The sequence below is a fragment of the Cupriavidus agavae genome (assembly GCF_004217045.1).
Classification (GTDB): Bacteria; Pseudomonadota; Gammaproteobacteria; order Burkholderiales; family Burkholderiaceae; genus Cupriavidus; species Cupriavidus agavae.
Genome location: NZ_SGXM01000004.1, coordinates 176,112 through 191,184, shown reverse-complemented (window position 1 = coordinate 191,184; position 15,073 = coordinate 176,112). Strand labels below are relative to the sequence as shown.

Here is a 15,073-nt window from a genome sequence, read left to right as displayed (position 1 = left end):
GCGGGGCAGCACCTTACGCCGATTCCGGATTGCCGAGAACGTCCCATTTGGAGGCTTCCCCACCCGTGATCAGAAAAGCCGGGAAATCAATTTTCTCCGGTGTACACGCGTGGGCAGGCGTTGTAGGCCGCTCCAGAAGCGCAGCAAACGCCACGAGGAAGGCCTATCCGAGACGGAGTGAAAGTTACAAGCGTTGGTAACTTTGTGCGGCCTGTGGAAAGCGTTCGGGGCAGGAAGCCACGTCGAGGCGTGCGGGCGTCGCTGGTACGGTTCGTGCGCAGGGCAGGAAGTTGCCAACCCGTTTCAGAACCGGAGGTCTCATGCCCAATGATCCGTATGATCCCAACGACATCAACCCGGCCGGCGCACAGCAGCGCCTCCGGGCCGATTCACGCCAGCTTGCCCAGGACCTCGACGACCTGCTTGCCAAGCTGCCGACGCTGACCGGCGACGCCATCGAATCCGCCAAGCAGACGTTCCTCTCGAAGGCGTCGCAAGGCTCGGACAAGCTGGCGTCGATCAAGCATTCCGTGACCGATAGCTACGCGCGGGGCCAGGAGTGCGTGACCGAATACGTACACGAGCAACCGGTGCGCGCGGTAGGCATGGCGCTCGGCATCGGCTTCCTGCTCGGCGCGTTGCTGTGCCGTCCGGGCCGCAGCCATTACGACTGAGCGCCAGACGTAGTGCAAGACCCCGCGCCTGCCGGACCGACAGGCGCGGGGCCTTGGTGGCGTCGCTCAGTAGTTCAGCACGACATTGAACATTGCCACACGCGGGTTGCCCACGGGCAGCACGTTGTTGTTCAGGCCGCTGGCGTAGTATTGCTTGTCGAACACGTTCTTGAGATTGAACGCGGCGCGCCAATGGGTGGCCGTGTAACCGAAGCCGAAATCGGCAACCGTGTAGCCGGGCACGGTGTAGCCGTAGCTATAGCCACGCTTGGCGCTCTCGCCACGCACCCCGGCGCCGACATACCATCCCGCCAGCGCTCCCCGGAAACGGTACTGACCCCACATCGAGAAGCTGTGGCGTGGCACGTTGTTGAGCGGCTGACCGACGTACGAGGTGGTAGTGTCCTCGGTCACTTCGCTTGCGATATAGGCATAGGCGCCGGTTACGCTGAAGCCATTGCCAAAGTCCTGCATCAGCTCGAATTCGAACCCGCGGCTGCGCTGCTCGCCCACGGCCACGTTGAATCCGATGTTGACCGGATCGCTGCTGAGTACGTTCCGGCGCGTCAGGTCGAACGCGGCCAGCGTCACGAGACCTGCCTTGCCCGGGGTATCGAACTTCACGCCAATCTCGTACTGACGGCCCTTCTCCGGCTTGAACGGGTTGCCGGCCACATCGGTGCCGGCGTTCGGCAGGAACGACGTGGCGAAGCTCACGTACGGACGCGCCCAGTGCGTGAGGTCGTACATGACCGCCGCGCTGCCGGTCACGGCATTGTCGTCGGTATCGACGCGCGACGCATTGAGATGGTTGCGCGACGCCGAGCGCGCGGTCTCATAGCGCAGCCCGCCGGTCAGCGTCCAGCGGTCGGCCACGCGCACCTGGTCGCGCACGTAGAGACCAAGCGCATTCAGCGAATCGGTGGAGTCGGTGTTGAAGCCGGCCGGGCAGGTGATGGCTGCGCCGTAGACCGGGTTGTAGACGTTGAGCGCGCCCACGCGGCACGTCTTCTGCAGCCGGTCTTCCTTGGTATGCCGGTAATCCACGCCGAAGGTCAGGCTGTGCTGATGGCCGGTGAATGCGAACGTCTTCTGCACGTTGGTATCCACGCCGAACGAGTCGCCCTTGAAGCTCTGGTCCGTCACCCCGCGCGCCAGCAACTGGCTGTTGCGCGCCATGGCGCCGGCCGTGACGAACATGCCGGTCAGCGACGACGTCTGGTAGCGCAGGTTCTGGTTGACCGTCCAGCCCGAATCGAACCGATGCGTCAGCGCATACCCGATGCGGTTCTGCTCGCCGTCATACGGAGTGGCGCCGGGCTCGCCGATGAAGCGCGAATTGGGCACCACGCCGTTGATGTTCGGCACCACCGTGCCGTTCACGGGCAAGCCCTGCTGGCGCACATAGTGGCGGTCATTGTGGCTGGCCAGGATCGTGAAATCGGTGCGCTCGCCCAGATCAAGCGTCAAGGACGGCGCCACGTAGCGGTTGCGGTACCAGACGTAGTCGGTGGGATCGTCGCTGTCCATGGCCAGCGCGGTCAGCCGGAAGGCGGCCTTGCTGCCGGGCTTCAGCGGCGTACCGACGTCTGCCGTGACCTGCCGGAATCCGTAGTTGCCTACCGTCAGGCCCAGTTCGCCGAACAGTTCGGGACGCGGCCGCTTGGTGACCATGTTGACGAGGCCACCTGGCTGCACGGCGCCGAACAGTACCGAGGCCGGACCCTTGAACACTTCCACGCGCTCCACGCCGAACAGTTCCTGCGACACACGGTTGTTGGTGTCCACCAGCAGCCCATCGGCAAACAGCGATTCCGACGCACGCTGGCCGCGGATGATGAAATCGTCCCAGCCGCGCCGGCCATACACGTTGGTGACCACGCCCGCCGAATTCTGCAGGGCGTCGCCCAGGCTCTGCGCCTGCTGGCCGTCCATCAGATCGCGCGTGATCACGGTGATCGACTGCGGTGTGTCCGCCACCGCCTCGCCCGACTTGCTGACGCCGGCGGGACGGCGCGTGGCAAAGCCCACGTCGACGTACTGGTCGGCGGCCGCGCTGACCGTTACGGAGGGCAGCGACGTCACGGCGGGTTCCTCGGCGCCCAAGGCCGGCAGGGACGGAAGCGCGAAGGCGGAGACGAACAGTGATTGGGCGGCGATGGCGAGGGGACGGCGGCGGGGAAACATTGCGGCAGCGGCATGCGGGAAAACCCGCAGTTGAGAGAAGAAAGGGCCGCATAGTAATTGAGAATTATTACTGTTTGCAGCCACCACTGTCTGTTTGTCTCATTGGCGATACAAAGCCGCACTAGCGACCGCATCCGCCATGCGTTTAATAAATTTGAATAACTATGACACCGATAGGCCGCTCTGCAGCCGGGGCCGCTCGGTATAGTTCAGCACATGGACGGCGCAGCACCGGCAGGAGTGCGGGAAGCAGCGCCCAGTTTCGACAACCGAACCTTCAAACCTGCTGAACCCGCCGAGCCCCCCGTCATGATCCGCGCCCATCGCCAACACCGCCACGAGCGTCACGAGCAGAAAGCCCATCAATGGAAGATGGCCGCCTACGCCTTCGCGGCGGGGTTCTCGACGCACGCCCAGACGTCTTCGGCCCTTGGCCTGCTGACTGGCACGCTGGCGGTCTGCACGCTGGCCGCCCAGGTCATCGCGCCGGGCGGCCTGCGCCTTCCGGCGCCCGTGCGCTGATTTACCCCGCCATCGAATCTGTCAGGCGGTTGTCGTTCTCGGGCTGGGCTTCCTCGTCGGGCCAGTTGCGGCCCACCATCCATTCGTAGAGCGTTGGCAGCACGATCAGCGTCAGCAGCGTGGCCGTGATCAGGCCGCCGATGATGACGATGGCCAGCGGACGTTGCGTCTCGGAGCCGATGGCACGGGACACGGCCATCGGGAACAGGCCCAGCATGGCGAGCATGGCCGTCATCAACACGGTACGCAGGCGGTCCATCGAGCCGGTCACCACAGCCTCGCGCACCGACAGTCCTTCGTCGCGCAACTGGTTGAAGTACGTCACCATCACCACCCCGTTCAGCACGGCCTGTCCGAACAGCGCGATAAAGCCGATCGCGGCCGATACCGACAGCGGAATGCCCGTCAGGAACAGCGCGAACACACCGCCGATCAGCGCGAACGGGATGTTCGAGATGATCAGCGCCGCACTCTTGAACGACTGGAACGCGTTGAACAGCAGCAGGAAAATCACCAGTACCGACAGCGGTACCACGATCGCCAGCCGCGACATCGCGCGTTCCTGGTTCTCGAACTCGCCGGACCAGCTGATCTTGACGTCCTCGGCGTTCACGTTCTTCTTGACCAGCGCCTGCATGTCCTTGACCACGCTACCCATGTCGCGGTCGTGGATGAAGATGCCGATAGACGTGGTGCGCTGGCCGTTCTCGCGGCTGATGTTCATCGCGCCCGACGCGGCGCGGAACGTCACGAGTTGCGACAGCGGCACCTGTGCGCCCTCGGCCGTCTGCATGAAGATGTTCGGCAGGTTCGGCAGTTCGCGTTCGCTCGGTTTCAGGCGCACCACCACGCTGAAGTGCTTCTCGCCCTCCCACAGCTCGGTCGCTGCCTTGCCGGCCAGCGCGCTTTCCATCAGGTCCTGCACATCGGCCACGTTGATGCCGTAGCGGGCCGCCTGCGCACGGTCGAATTCCAGCACGTACTGCGGCAGCTCGCCATCGCGGTCGATGAAGGCGCGCATCACGCCCCTGACCGACTGCACGTTGGCCAGGATCTTGTCGGCCACTGCCTTGTTGTGCTCCAGGCTGTCGCTCTGCACCTTGATCACGATCTGGCCCTTGATCTGCGAGATGCTTTCGAGGATGTTGTCGCGCACCGGCTGCGAGAAGTTTGGCTCGATGCCCGGCAACTGGCGCAGGTTCCTGTTGATTTCCTCGATGATGCGGCGCTTGTCGAAGCCGCTGCGCCACTGCTTCTCGCCCTTCAGATCCACCAGGATTTCCACGGTATTGATCAGCTTCGGGTCGGTACCGTCGTCCGGACGGCCAACCTTCGAGATCGTGGTGTTGACCTCCGGCGTCTTGCGGATCACGGTGCGCAACATGCGCGCCTGCTCGCGGGCCTCGCTCAGCGAGACCGATGCCGGCAGGTCGAAGCTCACCCACATCGAACCTTCGTCGAGTTCGGGCAGGAATTCGCTGCCCAGGAACTTGCCCACGCCCACCGTCGCCACCAGCAGGCCCAGCGCGATGCCGACCACCTTCTTCTTGTTGTCGAGCGCCCAGTCCAGCATTGGCGCGTAGAGCCGCTTGCAATGGCGCACCACGAAGTTGTCTTCGTGCGCGATGTTCTTCTTCAGCAGCAGGTGGCACAGCAGCGGCACCACGGTCAGCGAGAGGATCAGCGAGCCGATCAGCGCCCCGGTCACGGTATAGGCCATCGGCGCAAAGATCTTCCCCTCATGGCGTTGCAGCGTGAAGATCGGGATGTGCGCCGCGATGATGATCACCATCGAGAACACGGTGGGGCGGCCCACCTCGGTGGTGGCCTGCAGGATCGCGTCGAGCCGCGCGCGGCTGTCCTTGATCTGCTGCTCCTTGAGTTCGCCGAGCCGCTTGAAGATGTTCTCGACCACGATCACCGCGCCGTCCACGATGATGCCGAAGTCCATCGCGCCCAGCGACAGCAGGTTGGCCGGAATCCCCACCCAGGTCAGCCCGATGAAGGTGGACAGCAGCGACAGCGGGATCACCAGCGCCACGATGGCCGCCGCGCGCACGTTCGCCAGGAACAGGTACAGCACGGCCATCACCAGCAGCGCGCCTTCCACAAGATTGCCGAAGACCGTATGCAGTGTCTTGTCGATCAGCGTCGAGCGGTCGTAGTACGGCACGATCTTCACGCCCTTGGGCAGGATCTGCGTGTCGAGCAGCTCGATCTTCTGCTTGAGCGCCTCAAGTACCACCGACGGGTTTTCGCCCTTGCGCATCACCACGATGCCCGAGACGATGTTGTCCTCGTCGTCCTGCCCCATCAGCCCCTGCGGCGGCGCGGCGCCTACCCGCACCTCGGCGATGTCCTTCACCAGGATCGGCGTGCCGTTGTTCTCGGCCACCACCACGTTGGCAATATCCGCCGATGAACGGAAGCTGCCCAGCGAGCGCAGCAGGTACTGCTGGCGGCCGTGCGCCACCGCCCCGCCGCCGGCGTTCGAGTTGCCGCGCTGCAGCGCCGTGAACAGTTGCGACAGCGAGATCCGGGCATCGCGCATGCGGCCCAGATTCGGGTTCACCTCGTACTGGCGGATCGATCCGCCAATGGTCACCACATCGGCCACGCCGGGCACCTGGCGCAGGTTTTTCTCGACCACCCAGTCCTGCAGCGTACGCAGCTCCTGCGGCGTATAGCCTTTGCCGGCCAGCCGGAAACGGAAGATCTCGCCGATGGCGGTGGACAGCGGCGCCAGCTCTGGCTGCACGCCATCGGGCAGGTCCACGGCGCGCAGGCGCTCGATGATCTGCTGGCGCGCGGTCACGTCGGTGGCCTTGTCGTTGAAGGTCACCATCATGAACGACAGGCCGAACTGGGTGTGCGAGAACACCCGCACCGAGTTCGGCGTGCCGGCCAGCGCGGTTTCGATCGGAATCGTGACCTGGCGCTCCACCTCCTCGGCGGCGCGGCCCGGGTACAACGTAATCACGTTGACCTGGATGTCCGAGACATCGGGGAAGGCCTCGATGGGCAGGTTCTTGAAGGCGGCCAGGCCGCCGGCGACGAAGATGATCAGGCCGAGCCAGACGAACAGCTTCTGGTGCAGCGCAAAGTGAACGATGCGGGAAATCATGTGGTTGTCGTCCCCGCGTTACTTGGCGGACGCGCGGGCGGCGTTCACGGCGGTGGCATCGCGCAGGATGTCCTGCAGGTACAGGTTGCCGTCGGTGATCACCACATCGCCGGCGGACAGGCCCGACACCACCTCGGTGGTGCCGGGCAACGTCACGCCGAGCCTGACCTCGCGGCGCTCGAACACGATCGGCGCAGCCGAGGTGCGCACGAACACGTAATTCTTGTTGTCGGCAAGGAAAACGGCCTTGGACGGCACCGAGATTCCCTGGAACGACGCAGCCTGGACCTTTGCCGTGACATACATCTCGGCCTTCAGGCGGCGGTCGGCGTTCGGCACCGACAGGCGCACCTTGACGCTGCGCGAGGCGGGATCGACATAGTCGGCGATCTTCACCACGGTGCCCTTGAACGCTTCGCCGGGATAGGCGGCGCTGTGGAGTTCCACGTCGATGCCGGGCTTGAACAGGCCGAGATCGGCCTCGGCGGCGTCGAGCTGCGCCCACAGCGTGGTGGGATCGGTGATCAGGAACAGCGGCGCATTGGGCTGCTGGTCCGGGCGCACTTCCATGCCCGGATTGATATTGCGCTCCACCACGAGGCCGTCAATCGGGCTGCGCAGCGCGAAGCGCTGGTTCACCGCATCGCCGCCGCCGGCGCCGTACATGCGCAGCGCAGCCTGCGTGCGCTGCGTATCGGCCGCGGCGCGGGCGCTGTCGGCCTGCGCCTGCTCGAAATCCTTCTGCGCAATGATGCCGGCGTCATACAGCTCGCGCTGGCGCGCCAGTGACTTGGCGGCCACGGCGCTGTCGGCGGCGGCCTTGCGGGCGTCGGCCTGCGCCAGCCCGTAATCGGGCGACGTCAGCATGGCCAGCGGCTGCCCGGCTTTCACCGACGCGCCCGGCTGGACCAGGATCTCCATTACCCGGCCCGCAAACGGCGACGCCATGCGCACCGTGCGGTCCTCGTTCCAGACCAGCCGGCCCGGCATGTTGAGCATGCGGTCGCCGCCACTTTGCACGGGCTGGCCGACGATGCCGGGCAGCGTCTTCACGCTGGCGGGATAGGCGATGGTCTGGCCCGAGATCTTCGGATCGTCGTCATTGTCGGCAACTTCCTTCTTGCCGCAGGCGGCCAGGGCCAGCGCGCACAGCGCCACGACCGCGGCCTTGCGCAGCGCGGCGGCATGCGTCGGACGAAATTCGCTGGAAACACACATATCAAGGACGCGACGCATCGGTACGAACCTGGGGAAGCTTGTTGAGATCGGAAGTGGTGGCCTGCAGCGCGGTCAGATACGCCGAGAGCGCCTTGGCATAGTTGCCTTGCGCCTCGAGCGCGTCCACGCGGGTCTGGCGCAGCGCGCGCCGTGCGTCGAGCAGGTCGAGCACGCCGCTGGCGCCCTTCGAATAGGCAAACTCGGCACTGTTGGCCACGCTTTCGGCGGCCGGCAGCACGGATTCGCGCATCTGCTGCAGCGAAGCCCGCGCGGAGTCCAGCTGCGCGCGCAGCCGGCCAATGTCGTTCTGCGCCTCCAGCAACACGCGGTTGCGGTCGTCGAGCGCCGCGTAGTAATCCACTTCCGCCCGGCGGGCCTCGCCGCCGTAGCTGTGCCGCACGAACAGCGGGATCGACACGAACACGCCATAGCTGTTGCCGCTGCCCGTGGTATTGGCTTCGGAGATCGGATAGTGCTCGTATTGGGCGCCCACCGTCACGTCAGGCACCCGGCCAGCGCGGGCCAGGTCGCGCTGCGAAGCTGCAGCGGCCAGCCGCGCCTCGGCGGCGGTCACGTCGGGACGGCGCTGGAGCAGTTCGGGATCGAAAGGTGGAATCGGAGCATCCGGCGCCGGCCAGTCCGCCACGAGGCGGTTGTCCATCAGCGTGCCGGGCACGCCCATGGCAGCGGCCAGCGCGGCCTTGTCGCTGGCCTGGTCGGCCATGGCATTGCGCAGGTCGCTCTGCGCGCGCAGCGTTTCCAGCTGGAGCTTGGTCACATCGGCACGCGACACGTCACCGGACTTCAGCCGGGTCTCATTGGCCTGCTGCGTCCGCCCGTAGAGGCCAACCATTTCGGTCAACACTTCCACCCGCGTCTGGCTGACCACGGCCTCGTACCACGCCTGATCCACCGCGCCAAGCTGCTGGGCGACGATGGCCTGCGTCTGCTCGCCGGCCGCGGCACTGGCCTTGCGCGCCGCGTCGGTGCGCAGGTTGCCCTTGTTGGCCGTCTCGATGACCTGGTCGACCCGCACGGTCGAATCGACCGTCTTGCTGCGCCAGTTACCAGCGCCAACGCCGAGGTGCGGATTGATGTTGGCCACGCCCAGGCTCAGCACCGGGTTGGGGCGTTGCGAGGCAATCTGGATATCGGCCTGGCTGGCTTCCTCGCTGCGCCGGGCGGCAATGATGTCACGGTTGCAGCGCAGCGCATCGAGCCGGGCCTGCGCGAGGGTCAAGGCGGCCTTCGCGGGCGGCGGCACGCAAGGCCCGTCCGGCGGCATAGGCTCGCTGGCGGCATGGCCAGCACTGGCCGCCAGGGCGAGCAACGTCGCCACGGCACCACGATAAACAGCAGAAAAATGCACGATCAGTCAGGCTCGATGTCGACTAGCGGTCTGCAGTAAACGACCGTGCCGGCCTAACGGTGCACCGGGCGTGACACTTTTTATGATTCTGGTCTGCCCGGGGCGGCCACGTCCCCCCGAAGGCGGTTGAGCACGATCTCCCACGCGCATTTCAACGTAACGTGATTACAAACGGCTTTCATTTGCCCGCAAGCGGACGTATTTTCTGCGAACCCGCCGGTCAGGGAAAACACCGATTGGCGCCACGCGCGACCGAGAGCCTATCCATCAACTCCCGAATCTCCGCGCGATCTCGGCGTATCATCGCAGGCTTGCTGTCCAGCCCCTCCGCCCCGATTCCCCATGCCTGACCATTCGCTGCTCTCCATGTTGCTCATTTTCGGACTTGGAGGCCTGCTTGGCGGCGTGGGCGGGCTGTTCGGCATCGGTGGCGGACTGATCGCCATTCCCGCGCTGGGTCTGCTCTACGGCATGGACCAGCAACTGGCACAGGGCACATCGCTGGTCATGATCGCCCCCAACGTGCTGATCGGCTTCTGGCAATACCGCAAGCGCGCCAACATCGAACTGAAGACCGCGTTGATACTTGGGTTGTCGGCGGTACTTGCCACCTACCTCTCCGCCAGGCTCGCCACGTCGATGGACGCCGTACTGCTGCGTCGCATCTTTGCGATCTTCATGATCGGCATGGCGCTCTACTTTCTCTGGCGCCTGCTTCCGGGCCGCGCCACCACTCAGCAGCAGGCCCGCGTCTCCAGCGCCTGGATTCCCGCCGTCGGCGTGGTGGGCGGCGCATTTTCGGGTTTCTTCAGCGTGGGAGGCGGCGTGGTGGCCGCTCCCGCACTTGTCGGCCTGTTCGGCATGCGGCAGGCCGCCGCGCAGGGGCTGGCACTGGCACTGGTGACGCCGGGCGCGGTGGTCGCCCTGTTCACCTACGCCCAAGCCGGGCACGTGGACTGGTACAGCGGCATCCCCCTCTCACTGGGCGGCATGCTGACGATCTCCTGGGGCGTCGCCCTCGCCCACCGCATGCCGGAACGCCGGCTGCGCGCCGCGTTCGCGGTATGCCTGATCGCTACGGCGGCGGTGATGCTGGTACGGGGGTGACCCATCACATCGTCACATGCACGATCAGAATGAGCGCGGCATCCCGAGGATGTGTTCGCCGACATACGACAGGATCAGGTTCGTCGAAATCGGCGCGACCTGGTACAGGCGGGTCTCGCGGAACTTGCGTTCGACGTCGTATTCGGCAGCGAAGCCGAAGCCGCCGTGGTACTGCAGGCATGCGTTGGCCGCTTCCCACGACGCATCGGCGGCCAGCAGCTTGGCCATGTTCGCCTCGGCGCCGCAATTCTGGTGCGCGTCGAACAGCCGCGCGGCCTTGAAGCGCATCAGGCTGGCCGCCTCCACGTTCACGTAGGCCCGCGCGATCGGGAACTGGACGCCCTGGTTCTGGCCGATGGGCTTGCCAAACACCACTCGCTCGTTGACGTACTTGGTTACCTTGTCGATGAACCAGTAGCCGTCGCCGATGCATTCGGCGGCAATCAACGTCCGTTCCGCGTTGAGTCCGTCGAGGATGTACTTGAAACCCTTGCCTTCCTCGCCGATCAGGTTCTCGACGGGAATCTCCAGGTTGTCGAAGAACAGCTCGTTGGTTTCGTGGTTGACCATGTTGAGGATCGGCTGCACGGTCATGCCGTTGCCGATCGCCTCGCGCAGGTCGACCACGAAGATCGACATGCCTTCAGACTTCTTCTTCACCTGGTCCAGCGGCGTGGTGCGTGCCAGCAGGATCATCAGGTCCGAGTGCTGGACGCGCGAGATCCACACCTTCTGGCCGTTCACCACGTACTTGTCACCCTTGCGCACTGCCGTGGTCTTGATCTTGGTGGTATCCGTGCCGGTCGTCGGTTCGGTCACGGCCATCGACTGCAGGCGCAGCTCGCCGCTGGCGATCTTGGGCAGGTGCAACTGTTTCTGCTCGGCCGAGCCGTGGCGCAGCAGCGTGCCCATGTTGTACATCTGCCCATGGCAGGCGCCGGAATTGCCGCCCGCGCGGTTGATTTCCTCCATGATCACGGATGCCTGCGTCAGGCCAAGGCCCGAGCCGCCATATTCCTCGGGGATCAGGGCGGCGAGCCAGCCGGCCTGCGTCAGGGCGTTGACGAACTCCTCGGGGTAGCCCCGCGCTTCATCGATCTTGCGAAAGTATTCGGCCGGGAATTGGCCGCAGAGGTCACGGACGGCTTCGCGGATTTCCTGGTATTCATCGACGGTGTTCAGCACAGTTGTCTCCAGATTCTTCAAAAATTCAAGCCAGCTCGGCGGTGGCGCTCATCGCCAGCGCCCCGTCTTCATGTCGGATCCAGAGCTCGATGGTCTTGCCGTCCGCCGAGCGCTTGCCGCAGACGGCAATACGTTGCGGCACGAAGGTCGGGCGAACGCCGCGGAACGAGAACGCCGCGACCGTGGCCTCGGGAAGGTTCAGGCGCACCAGTTCCAGCAGCAGCATGGCCTGCAGCGGTCCGTGAACGATCAGGTCCGGATAGTGCTCGACATCGCTGACATACGGCTTGTCGTAGTGGATGCGGTGACCGTTGAAGGTCAGTGCCGAGAAGCGGAACAGCAGGACCGGATCTGTCTCCACGATCTGCACCCAGTCTTCGCCGGTGGGCGCCGCCACCGGCTCGGCCGCCGGCGCGCCCGGCAATGCCGCCTCACGGTAGACGATGTCGTGCTCTTCGGTAATGGCGAGCCCGGCAGGGCCGTAGTACTTGTGCCCGACCGTGACGAAGGCCAGCGATCCGCTGCGCCCGGACTTGGCGTTGACATCGAGGATGGTCGAGACCTTGGTCGCCAGATTGCCGACGCGCAGCGGCTGATGGAATGTCAGGCGTCCGCCCGCCCACATGCGGCGCGGCAGCGGCACCGGCGGCAGGAAGCCACCACGGCTCGCGTGGCCGTCGGCGCCCGTTTCCGAACGGCGATACAGCGGGAGGAAGTACAGCCAGTGCCAGAGCGGCGAGATCGCCTCGCCACGGCGCGCCACGGGGCCCTCGTAGTCGAGTGTCGCGGACAGCGCGGCGACCGGAAATGCCGTGATCTCGTCCTGGAACTCGGTCGTCCTGCCCACCCACTGCTTCAAATGCTCAACGTCCATGGCTTTCCTCAGGTAGAACTGCTCGGACTCCACTATGCCCGTGACCGGCCACCAGGAAAATTCGAAAGTTCTGAACATGCCGTTCGGCCCGGCGGAAGGCGGCCCGAATCGGGCCGGAATCCGAACGCAGCATTCGGAATTCGCGGATTTACGCGATACCGGCGAACAGCCAGCATGTCGTCATGTCAACGCGCACGACCCCGGGCCCATGCAAGTTCATATCCGATGCCGTACCACCGTTTCGCTCCAGCGCCTGGTACCCGCCTTTCCGATGACGGTCACGGCGGCCGCCGGCGAGCTGACGCTGACGCGCCGGGGCTTCACCCGTGTCTTGCAGGGCGGCCAGCGGATTCACGTTCCCGCATTCGAGCAGGTGGATCTGCTCCTGGCGGGCGGCCTGTTCCGCCCCGCCGGCTGCGTTCTCTCGCTCGGTGACGAGGCCGCCGCCTCAGCCGGCATGGACACCGGCCTCCAGCAGTTGCGCGCGGTGATTTCGGGCACGATCTTCCAGAATCCCCAGGAATCCTGGAATGCGCACCTCGTCGCGCAAATGCTGCAGACCACGCCGGGCAGGGTGCGCACCGCGCTGTTCGCGCAGGGCGTGGCCTTCACGCAACTGTGCCGGACGCAGCGGCTCATGCGGGCGCTGTTCGACGCCTTCCTGCTCGATGTGTCCGTGGCCGACCTGAAGAAGCGCGTGGGATGGGCCGACGACAAGGACCTTGAAGCGCCGTTCCATGACTGGTTCGGCGTCTCGCTCGATACCGTCGCCCGCCTGCGGGAGGCAGCGTTGTAGGGGTTTCAGCCGGCCGGGCGGCCAGCTTGCCGGAGCAGGTCGACGGCGCGTGCGATCACCGGGGCGTCCACCATCTCGCCATCCAGCTGGAATGCCCCCGGCGAAGTCCTGGCCATGCCGACCACCTTCTCCGCCCAGGCGAGTTGCTGGGCGGACGGACGGAATGCCTGGTTCACGCCCTCGACTTGCGAAGGATGAATGCACAGCTTCGCGCCGAAGCCCAGCCGGCGCGCCCGCACGGACGCGCGCTGAAGCTCGTCCGCATCCTGGATCGCCACCGTCACGCCATCGACCGGTGCCGCAATGCGGGCCGCCTTCGATGCCAGCACGAGCATCGACCGGAAATACAGCAGTTCCTCGTCGTCGCCCTCGATGCCAAGTTCGGTCCTGAAATCGACGGTCCCGAAGACCAGGCGCTCGACACCGGGCGCCATCGCAATCTCGTCCAACTGCTTCATGCCGCGTGCGGTCTCGATGAGCGGCAGCACCCTGACCGTGGCAGGCAACTGTTCGACCACGCGCGCCACCGCCGCGGCACTTTCCGACTTGGGCAGGATCACGCCCTGCAGGCCCGGCTGGTTGCAGGCCAGCACGTCCGCAAGCCAGCGCCCCTCGGTGGCATTGATGCGGACGATCCCGGTGCCGCCCGCCTGCAGATACTCGCCGACCTTTTGGCGCGCCGCGTCCTTGTCGGCTTCCGCCACGGCATCCTCCAGGTCGAGAATCACCCGGTCCGCGCCTGACTGATGGGCCTTCTGAAAGCGCTCGGGCCGGTTTCCGGGTACGAAGAGGTACGAGCGCGCTGTTGCCGGGCCGCTCATACGGCGCCCTCCGCCCGCAGCCTGGCGATGTCTTCCTCGGCATAGCCCAGGCCACGCAGGATGCTTTCGCTGTGCTGGCCCAGGGCCGGAATAGCGTCCATCCGAGGCTCGAACGCATTCGACAGCCCAGGCGGCAGCAGCGCCGGGATCTTGCCGACCGGTGAATCCACCGACGTCCAGCGGTCTCGCGCCTGCAACTGGGGATGCGCCCAGACGTCCTTCATCTCGTTGAGCCGCGCGTTCGCGATCTGCGCGGTTTCCAGCCGGGCAATGACCTGATCGACGGTCAGGGGCGCGAACGTTTCCACGATCAGCTGCGTCAGCGCCGCGCGGTTCTTGCTGCGCAGCGAGTTCGTCACGAAGCGCTCATCGGCAGCGAGACCCGGCTGTTCAAGCACCAGGCGGCAGAAGGCTTCCCACTCGCGCTCGTTCTGCAGGCCCAGGATCACGGTCTTGCCATCGCCGGCCGTGAACGGTCCGTACGGAAAAATCGTCGCGTGCGAGGCGCCCGCACGCGGCGGCGGCGTGGCGCCATCGAAGGCGTAGTAGAGCGGATACCCCATCCACTCGGTCATGCTTTCCAGCATCGACACGTCGATGTGCGAACCCTTGCCGGTCTTGCCGCGCTGCAGCAGGGCAGCCAGGATGCTCGTGTACGCATACATGCCGGCGGCAATGTCCGCAATCGAGCAGCCTGCCTTGGACGGGCTGTCCGGCGTGCCGGTGATCGAGATGAAGCCAGATTCCGCCTGGATCAGCAGGTCATAGGCTTTCTTGTCGCGGTAGGGGCCGTCGTTGCCGTAGCCGGAGATATCGCAGACGATGATGCCCGGATAGCGTTGCGACAGGGTCTCGTAGGACAAACCCAGCCGGTCGGCGGCACCGGGTGCCAGGTTCTGCACCAGGACATCGGCCTCGTCGAGGATCTTCTGCAGGATGGCGGGCGCCTCGCGGTGCTTCAGATCGAGCGCAAGGCTCTCCTTCGACCGGTTGGTCCACGAGAAATGGGAGGAAATACCCTCCACGCGCTCGTCATAGCCCCGCGCGAAATCCCCGACCTTCGGCCGCTCGACCTTGATGACACGCGCGCCCAGATCCGCCAGCTGGCGCGTGCAGAACGGCGCGGCAATCGCATGTTCCAGAGATACAACGGTAATGCCATCAAGGGGTCGCATAGCAGCCTTTTTCAGTAGAGA

Annotated in this window: 12 protein-coding genes; 4 read left to right on the top strand and 8 right to left on the bottom strand. The window is 65.4% G+C overall.

Annotated elements, in window-relative coordinates:
• Positions 1-320: 320 nt before the first annotated feature.
• Positions 321-674 carry a DUF883 family protein gene (locus EV147_RS16915; RefSeq protein ID WP_130392373.1) on the top strand — a complete coding sequence of 118 codons (354 nt, stop codon included), beginning with the start codon at positions 321-323 and terminating at the stop codon, positions 672-674.
• A gap of 66 nt (positions 675-740) precedes the next feature.
• On the opposite strand, the gene EV147_RS16910 is transcribed toward EV147_RS16915, so the two are convergent.
• Positions 741-2,861, bottom strand: coding sequence for a TonB-dependent siderophore receptor (locus tag EV147_RS16910; protein ID WP_130392372.1), 2,121 nt, complete (start codon positions 2,859-2,861; stop codon positions 741-743).
• 309 nt (positions 2,862-3,170) lie between these two features.
• Between EV147_RS16910 and EV147_RS16905 the strand changes: the two genes are divergently transcribed.
• Entirely contained in the window at positions 3,171-3,383 is a 213-nt protein-coding gene (locus EV147_RS16905) for a hypothetical protein (protein WP_130392371.1), read from the top strand.
• Between the two features lies 1 nt (position 3,384).
• Here the strand turns inward: EV147_RS16905 and EV147_RS16900 are convergent, their stop codons facing one another.
• The 3 genes from EV147_RS16900 to EV147_RS16890 are packed head-to-tail and all read right to left on the bottom strand — an operon-like array spanning position 3,385 to position 9,010.
• A complete protein-coding gene (locus EV147_RS16900; protein WP_130392370.1) occupies positions 3,385-6,507 on the bottom strand; it encodes an efflux RND transporter permease subunit in 3,123 nt (1,040 codons plus the stop codon).
• Positions 6,508-6,525: 18 nt separating this feature from the next.
• Positions 6,526-7,743, bottom strand: a complete 1,218-nt coding sequence (locus EV147_RS16895; protein WP_130392369.1) for an efflux RND transporter periplasmic adaptor subunit — start codon at positions 7,741-7,743, stop codon at positions 6,526-6,528.
• Entirely contained in the window at positions 7,727-9,010 is a 1,284-nt protein-coding gene (locus tag EV147_RS16890) for a TolC family protein (protein ID WP_130392536.1), read from the bottom strand. Before EV147_RS16890 ends, EV147_RS16895 begins: the two co-directional genes overlap by 17 nt.
• 426 nt (positions 9,011-9,436) lie before the next feature.
• Here EV147_RS16890 and EV147_RS16885 point away from each other — a divergent pair, with 426 nt between their 5' ends.
• Positions 9,437-10,201, top strand: coding sequence for a sulfite exporter TauE/SafE family protein (locus EV147_RS16885; protein ID WP_130392368.1), 765 nt, complete (start codon positions 9,437-9,439; stop codon positions 10,199-10,201).
• A gap of 24 nt (positions 10,202-10,225) precedes the next feature.
• Here EV147_RS16885 and EV147_RS16880 read toward each other — a convergent pair whose 3' ends face one another.
• Positions 10,226-11,383, bottom strand: a complete 1,158-nt coding sequence (locus EV147_RS16880; RefSeq protein ID WP_198680283.1) for an acyl-CoA dehydrogenase family protein — start codon at positions 11,381-11,383, stop codon at positions 10,226-10,228.
• A 28-nt stretch (positions 11,384-11,411) separates the two neighbouring features.
• The gene (locus EV147_RS16875) at positions 11,412-12,260 is read right to left on the bottom strand and encodes an FAS1-like dehydratase domain-containing protein (protein ID WP_130392366.1); all 849 of its coding nucleotides are present in this window, start codon (positions 12,258-12,260) and stop codon (positions 11,412-11,414) included.
• Positions 12,261-12,468: 208 nt separating this feature from the next.
• On the opposite strand from EV147_RS16875, the gene EV147_RS16870 reads away from it, so the two are divergent.
• Complete coding sequence (locus EV147_RS16870; RefSeq protein ID WP_235844785.1) at positions 12,469-13,056, top strand: hypothetical protein; 588 nt, start codon at positions 12,469-12,471, stop codon at positions 13,054-13,056.
• Positions 13,057-13,061: 5 nt separating this feature from the next.
• On the opposite strand, the gene EV147_RS16865 is transcribed toward EV147_RS16870, so the two are convergent.
• Together EV147_RS16865 and EV147_RS16860 are read right to left on the bottom strand one after the other, a co-directional pair.
• A complete protein-coding gene (locus tag EV147_RS16865) occupies positions 13,062-13,877 on the bottom strand; it encodes an HpcH/HpaI aldolase/citrate lyase family protein (RefSeq protein ID WP_130392365.1) in 816 nt (271 codons plus the stop codon).
• A complete protein-coding gene (locus tag EV147_RS16860; RefSeq protein ID WP_130392364.1) occupies positions 13,874-15,052 on the bottom strand; it encodes a CaiB/BaiF CoA transferase family protein in 1,179 nt (392 codons plus the stop codon). Before EV147_RS16860 ends, EV147_RS16865 begins: the two co-directional genes overlap by 4 nt.
• Positions 15,053-15,073 lie beyond the last annotated feature (21 nt).

Excerpts from the sequence above, each read along its gene's own strand:
- EV147_RS16915 (WP_130392373.1), top strand. The coding sequence starts at position 321 with ATGCCCAATGATCCGTATGATCCCAACGACATCAACCCGGCCGGCGCA.
- EV147_RS16910 (WP_130392372.1), bottom strand. The coding sequence starts at position 2,861 with ATGTTTCCCCGCCGCCGTCCCCTCGCCATCGCCGCCCAATCACTGTTC.
- EV147_RS16905 (WP_130392371.1), top strand. The coding sequence starts at position 3,171 with ATGATCCGCGCCCATCGCCAACACCGCCACGAGCGTCACGAGCAGAAA.
- EV147_RS16900 (WP_130392370.1), bottom strand. The coding sequence starts at position 6,507 with ATGATTTCCCGCATCGTTCACTTTGCGCTGCACCAGAAGCTGTTCGTC.
- EV147_RS16895 (WP_130392369.1), bottom strand. The coding sequence starts at position 7,743 with ATGCGTCGCGTCCTTGATATGTGTGTTTCCAGCGAATTTCGTCCGACG.
- EV147_RS16890 (WP_130392536.1), bottom strand. The coding sequence starts at position 9,010 with ATGCCGCCGGACGGGCCTTGCGTGCCGCCGCCCGCGAAGGCCGCCTTG.
- EV147_RS16885 (WP_130392368.1), top strand. The coding sequence starts at position 9,437 with ATGCCTGACCATTCGCTGCTCTCCATGTTGCTCATTTTCGGACTTGGA.
- EV147_RS16875 (WP_130392366.1), bottom strand. The coding sequence starts at position 12,260 with ATGGACGTTGAGCATTTGAAGCAGTGGGTGGGCAGGACGACCGAGTTC.
- EV147_RS16870 (WP_235844785.1), top strand. The coding sequence starts at position 12,469 with ATGCAAGTTCATATCCGATGCCGTACCACCGTTTCGCTCCAGCGCCTG.
- EV147_RS16865 (WP_130392365.1), bottom strand. The coding sequence starts at position 13,877 with ATGAGCGGCCCGGCAACAGCGCGCTCGTACCTCTTCGTACCCGGAAAC.
- EV147_RS16860 (WP_130392364.1), bottom strand. The coding sequence starts at position 15,052 with ATGCGACCCCTTGATGGCATTACCGTTGTATCTCTGGAACATGCGATT.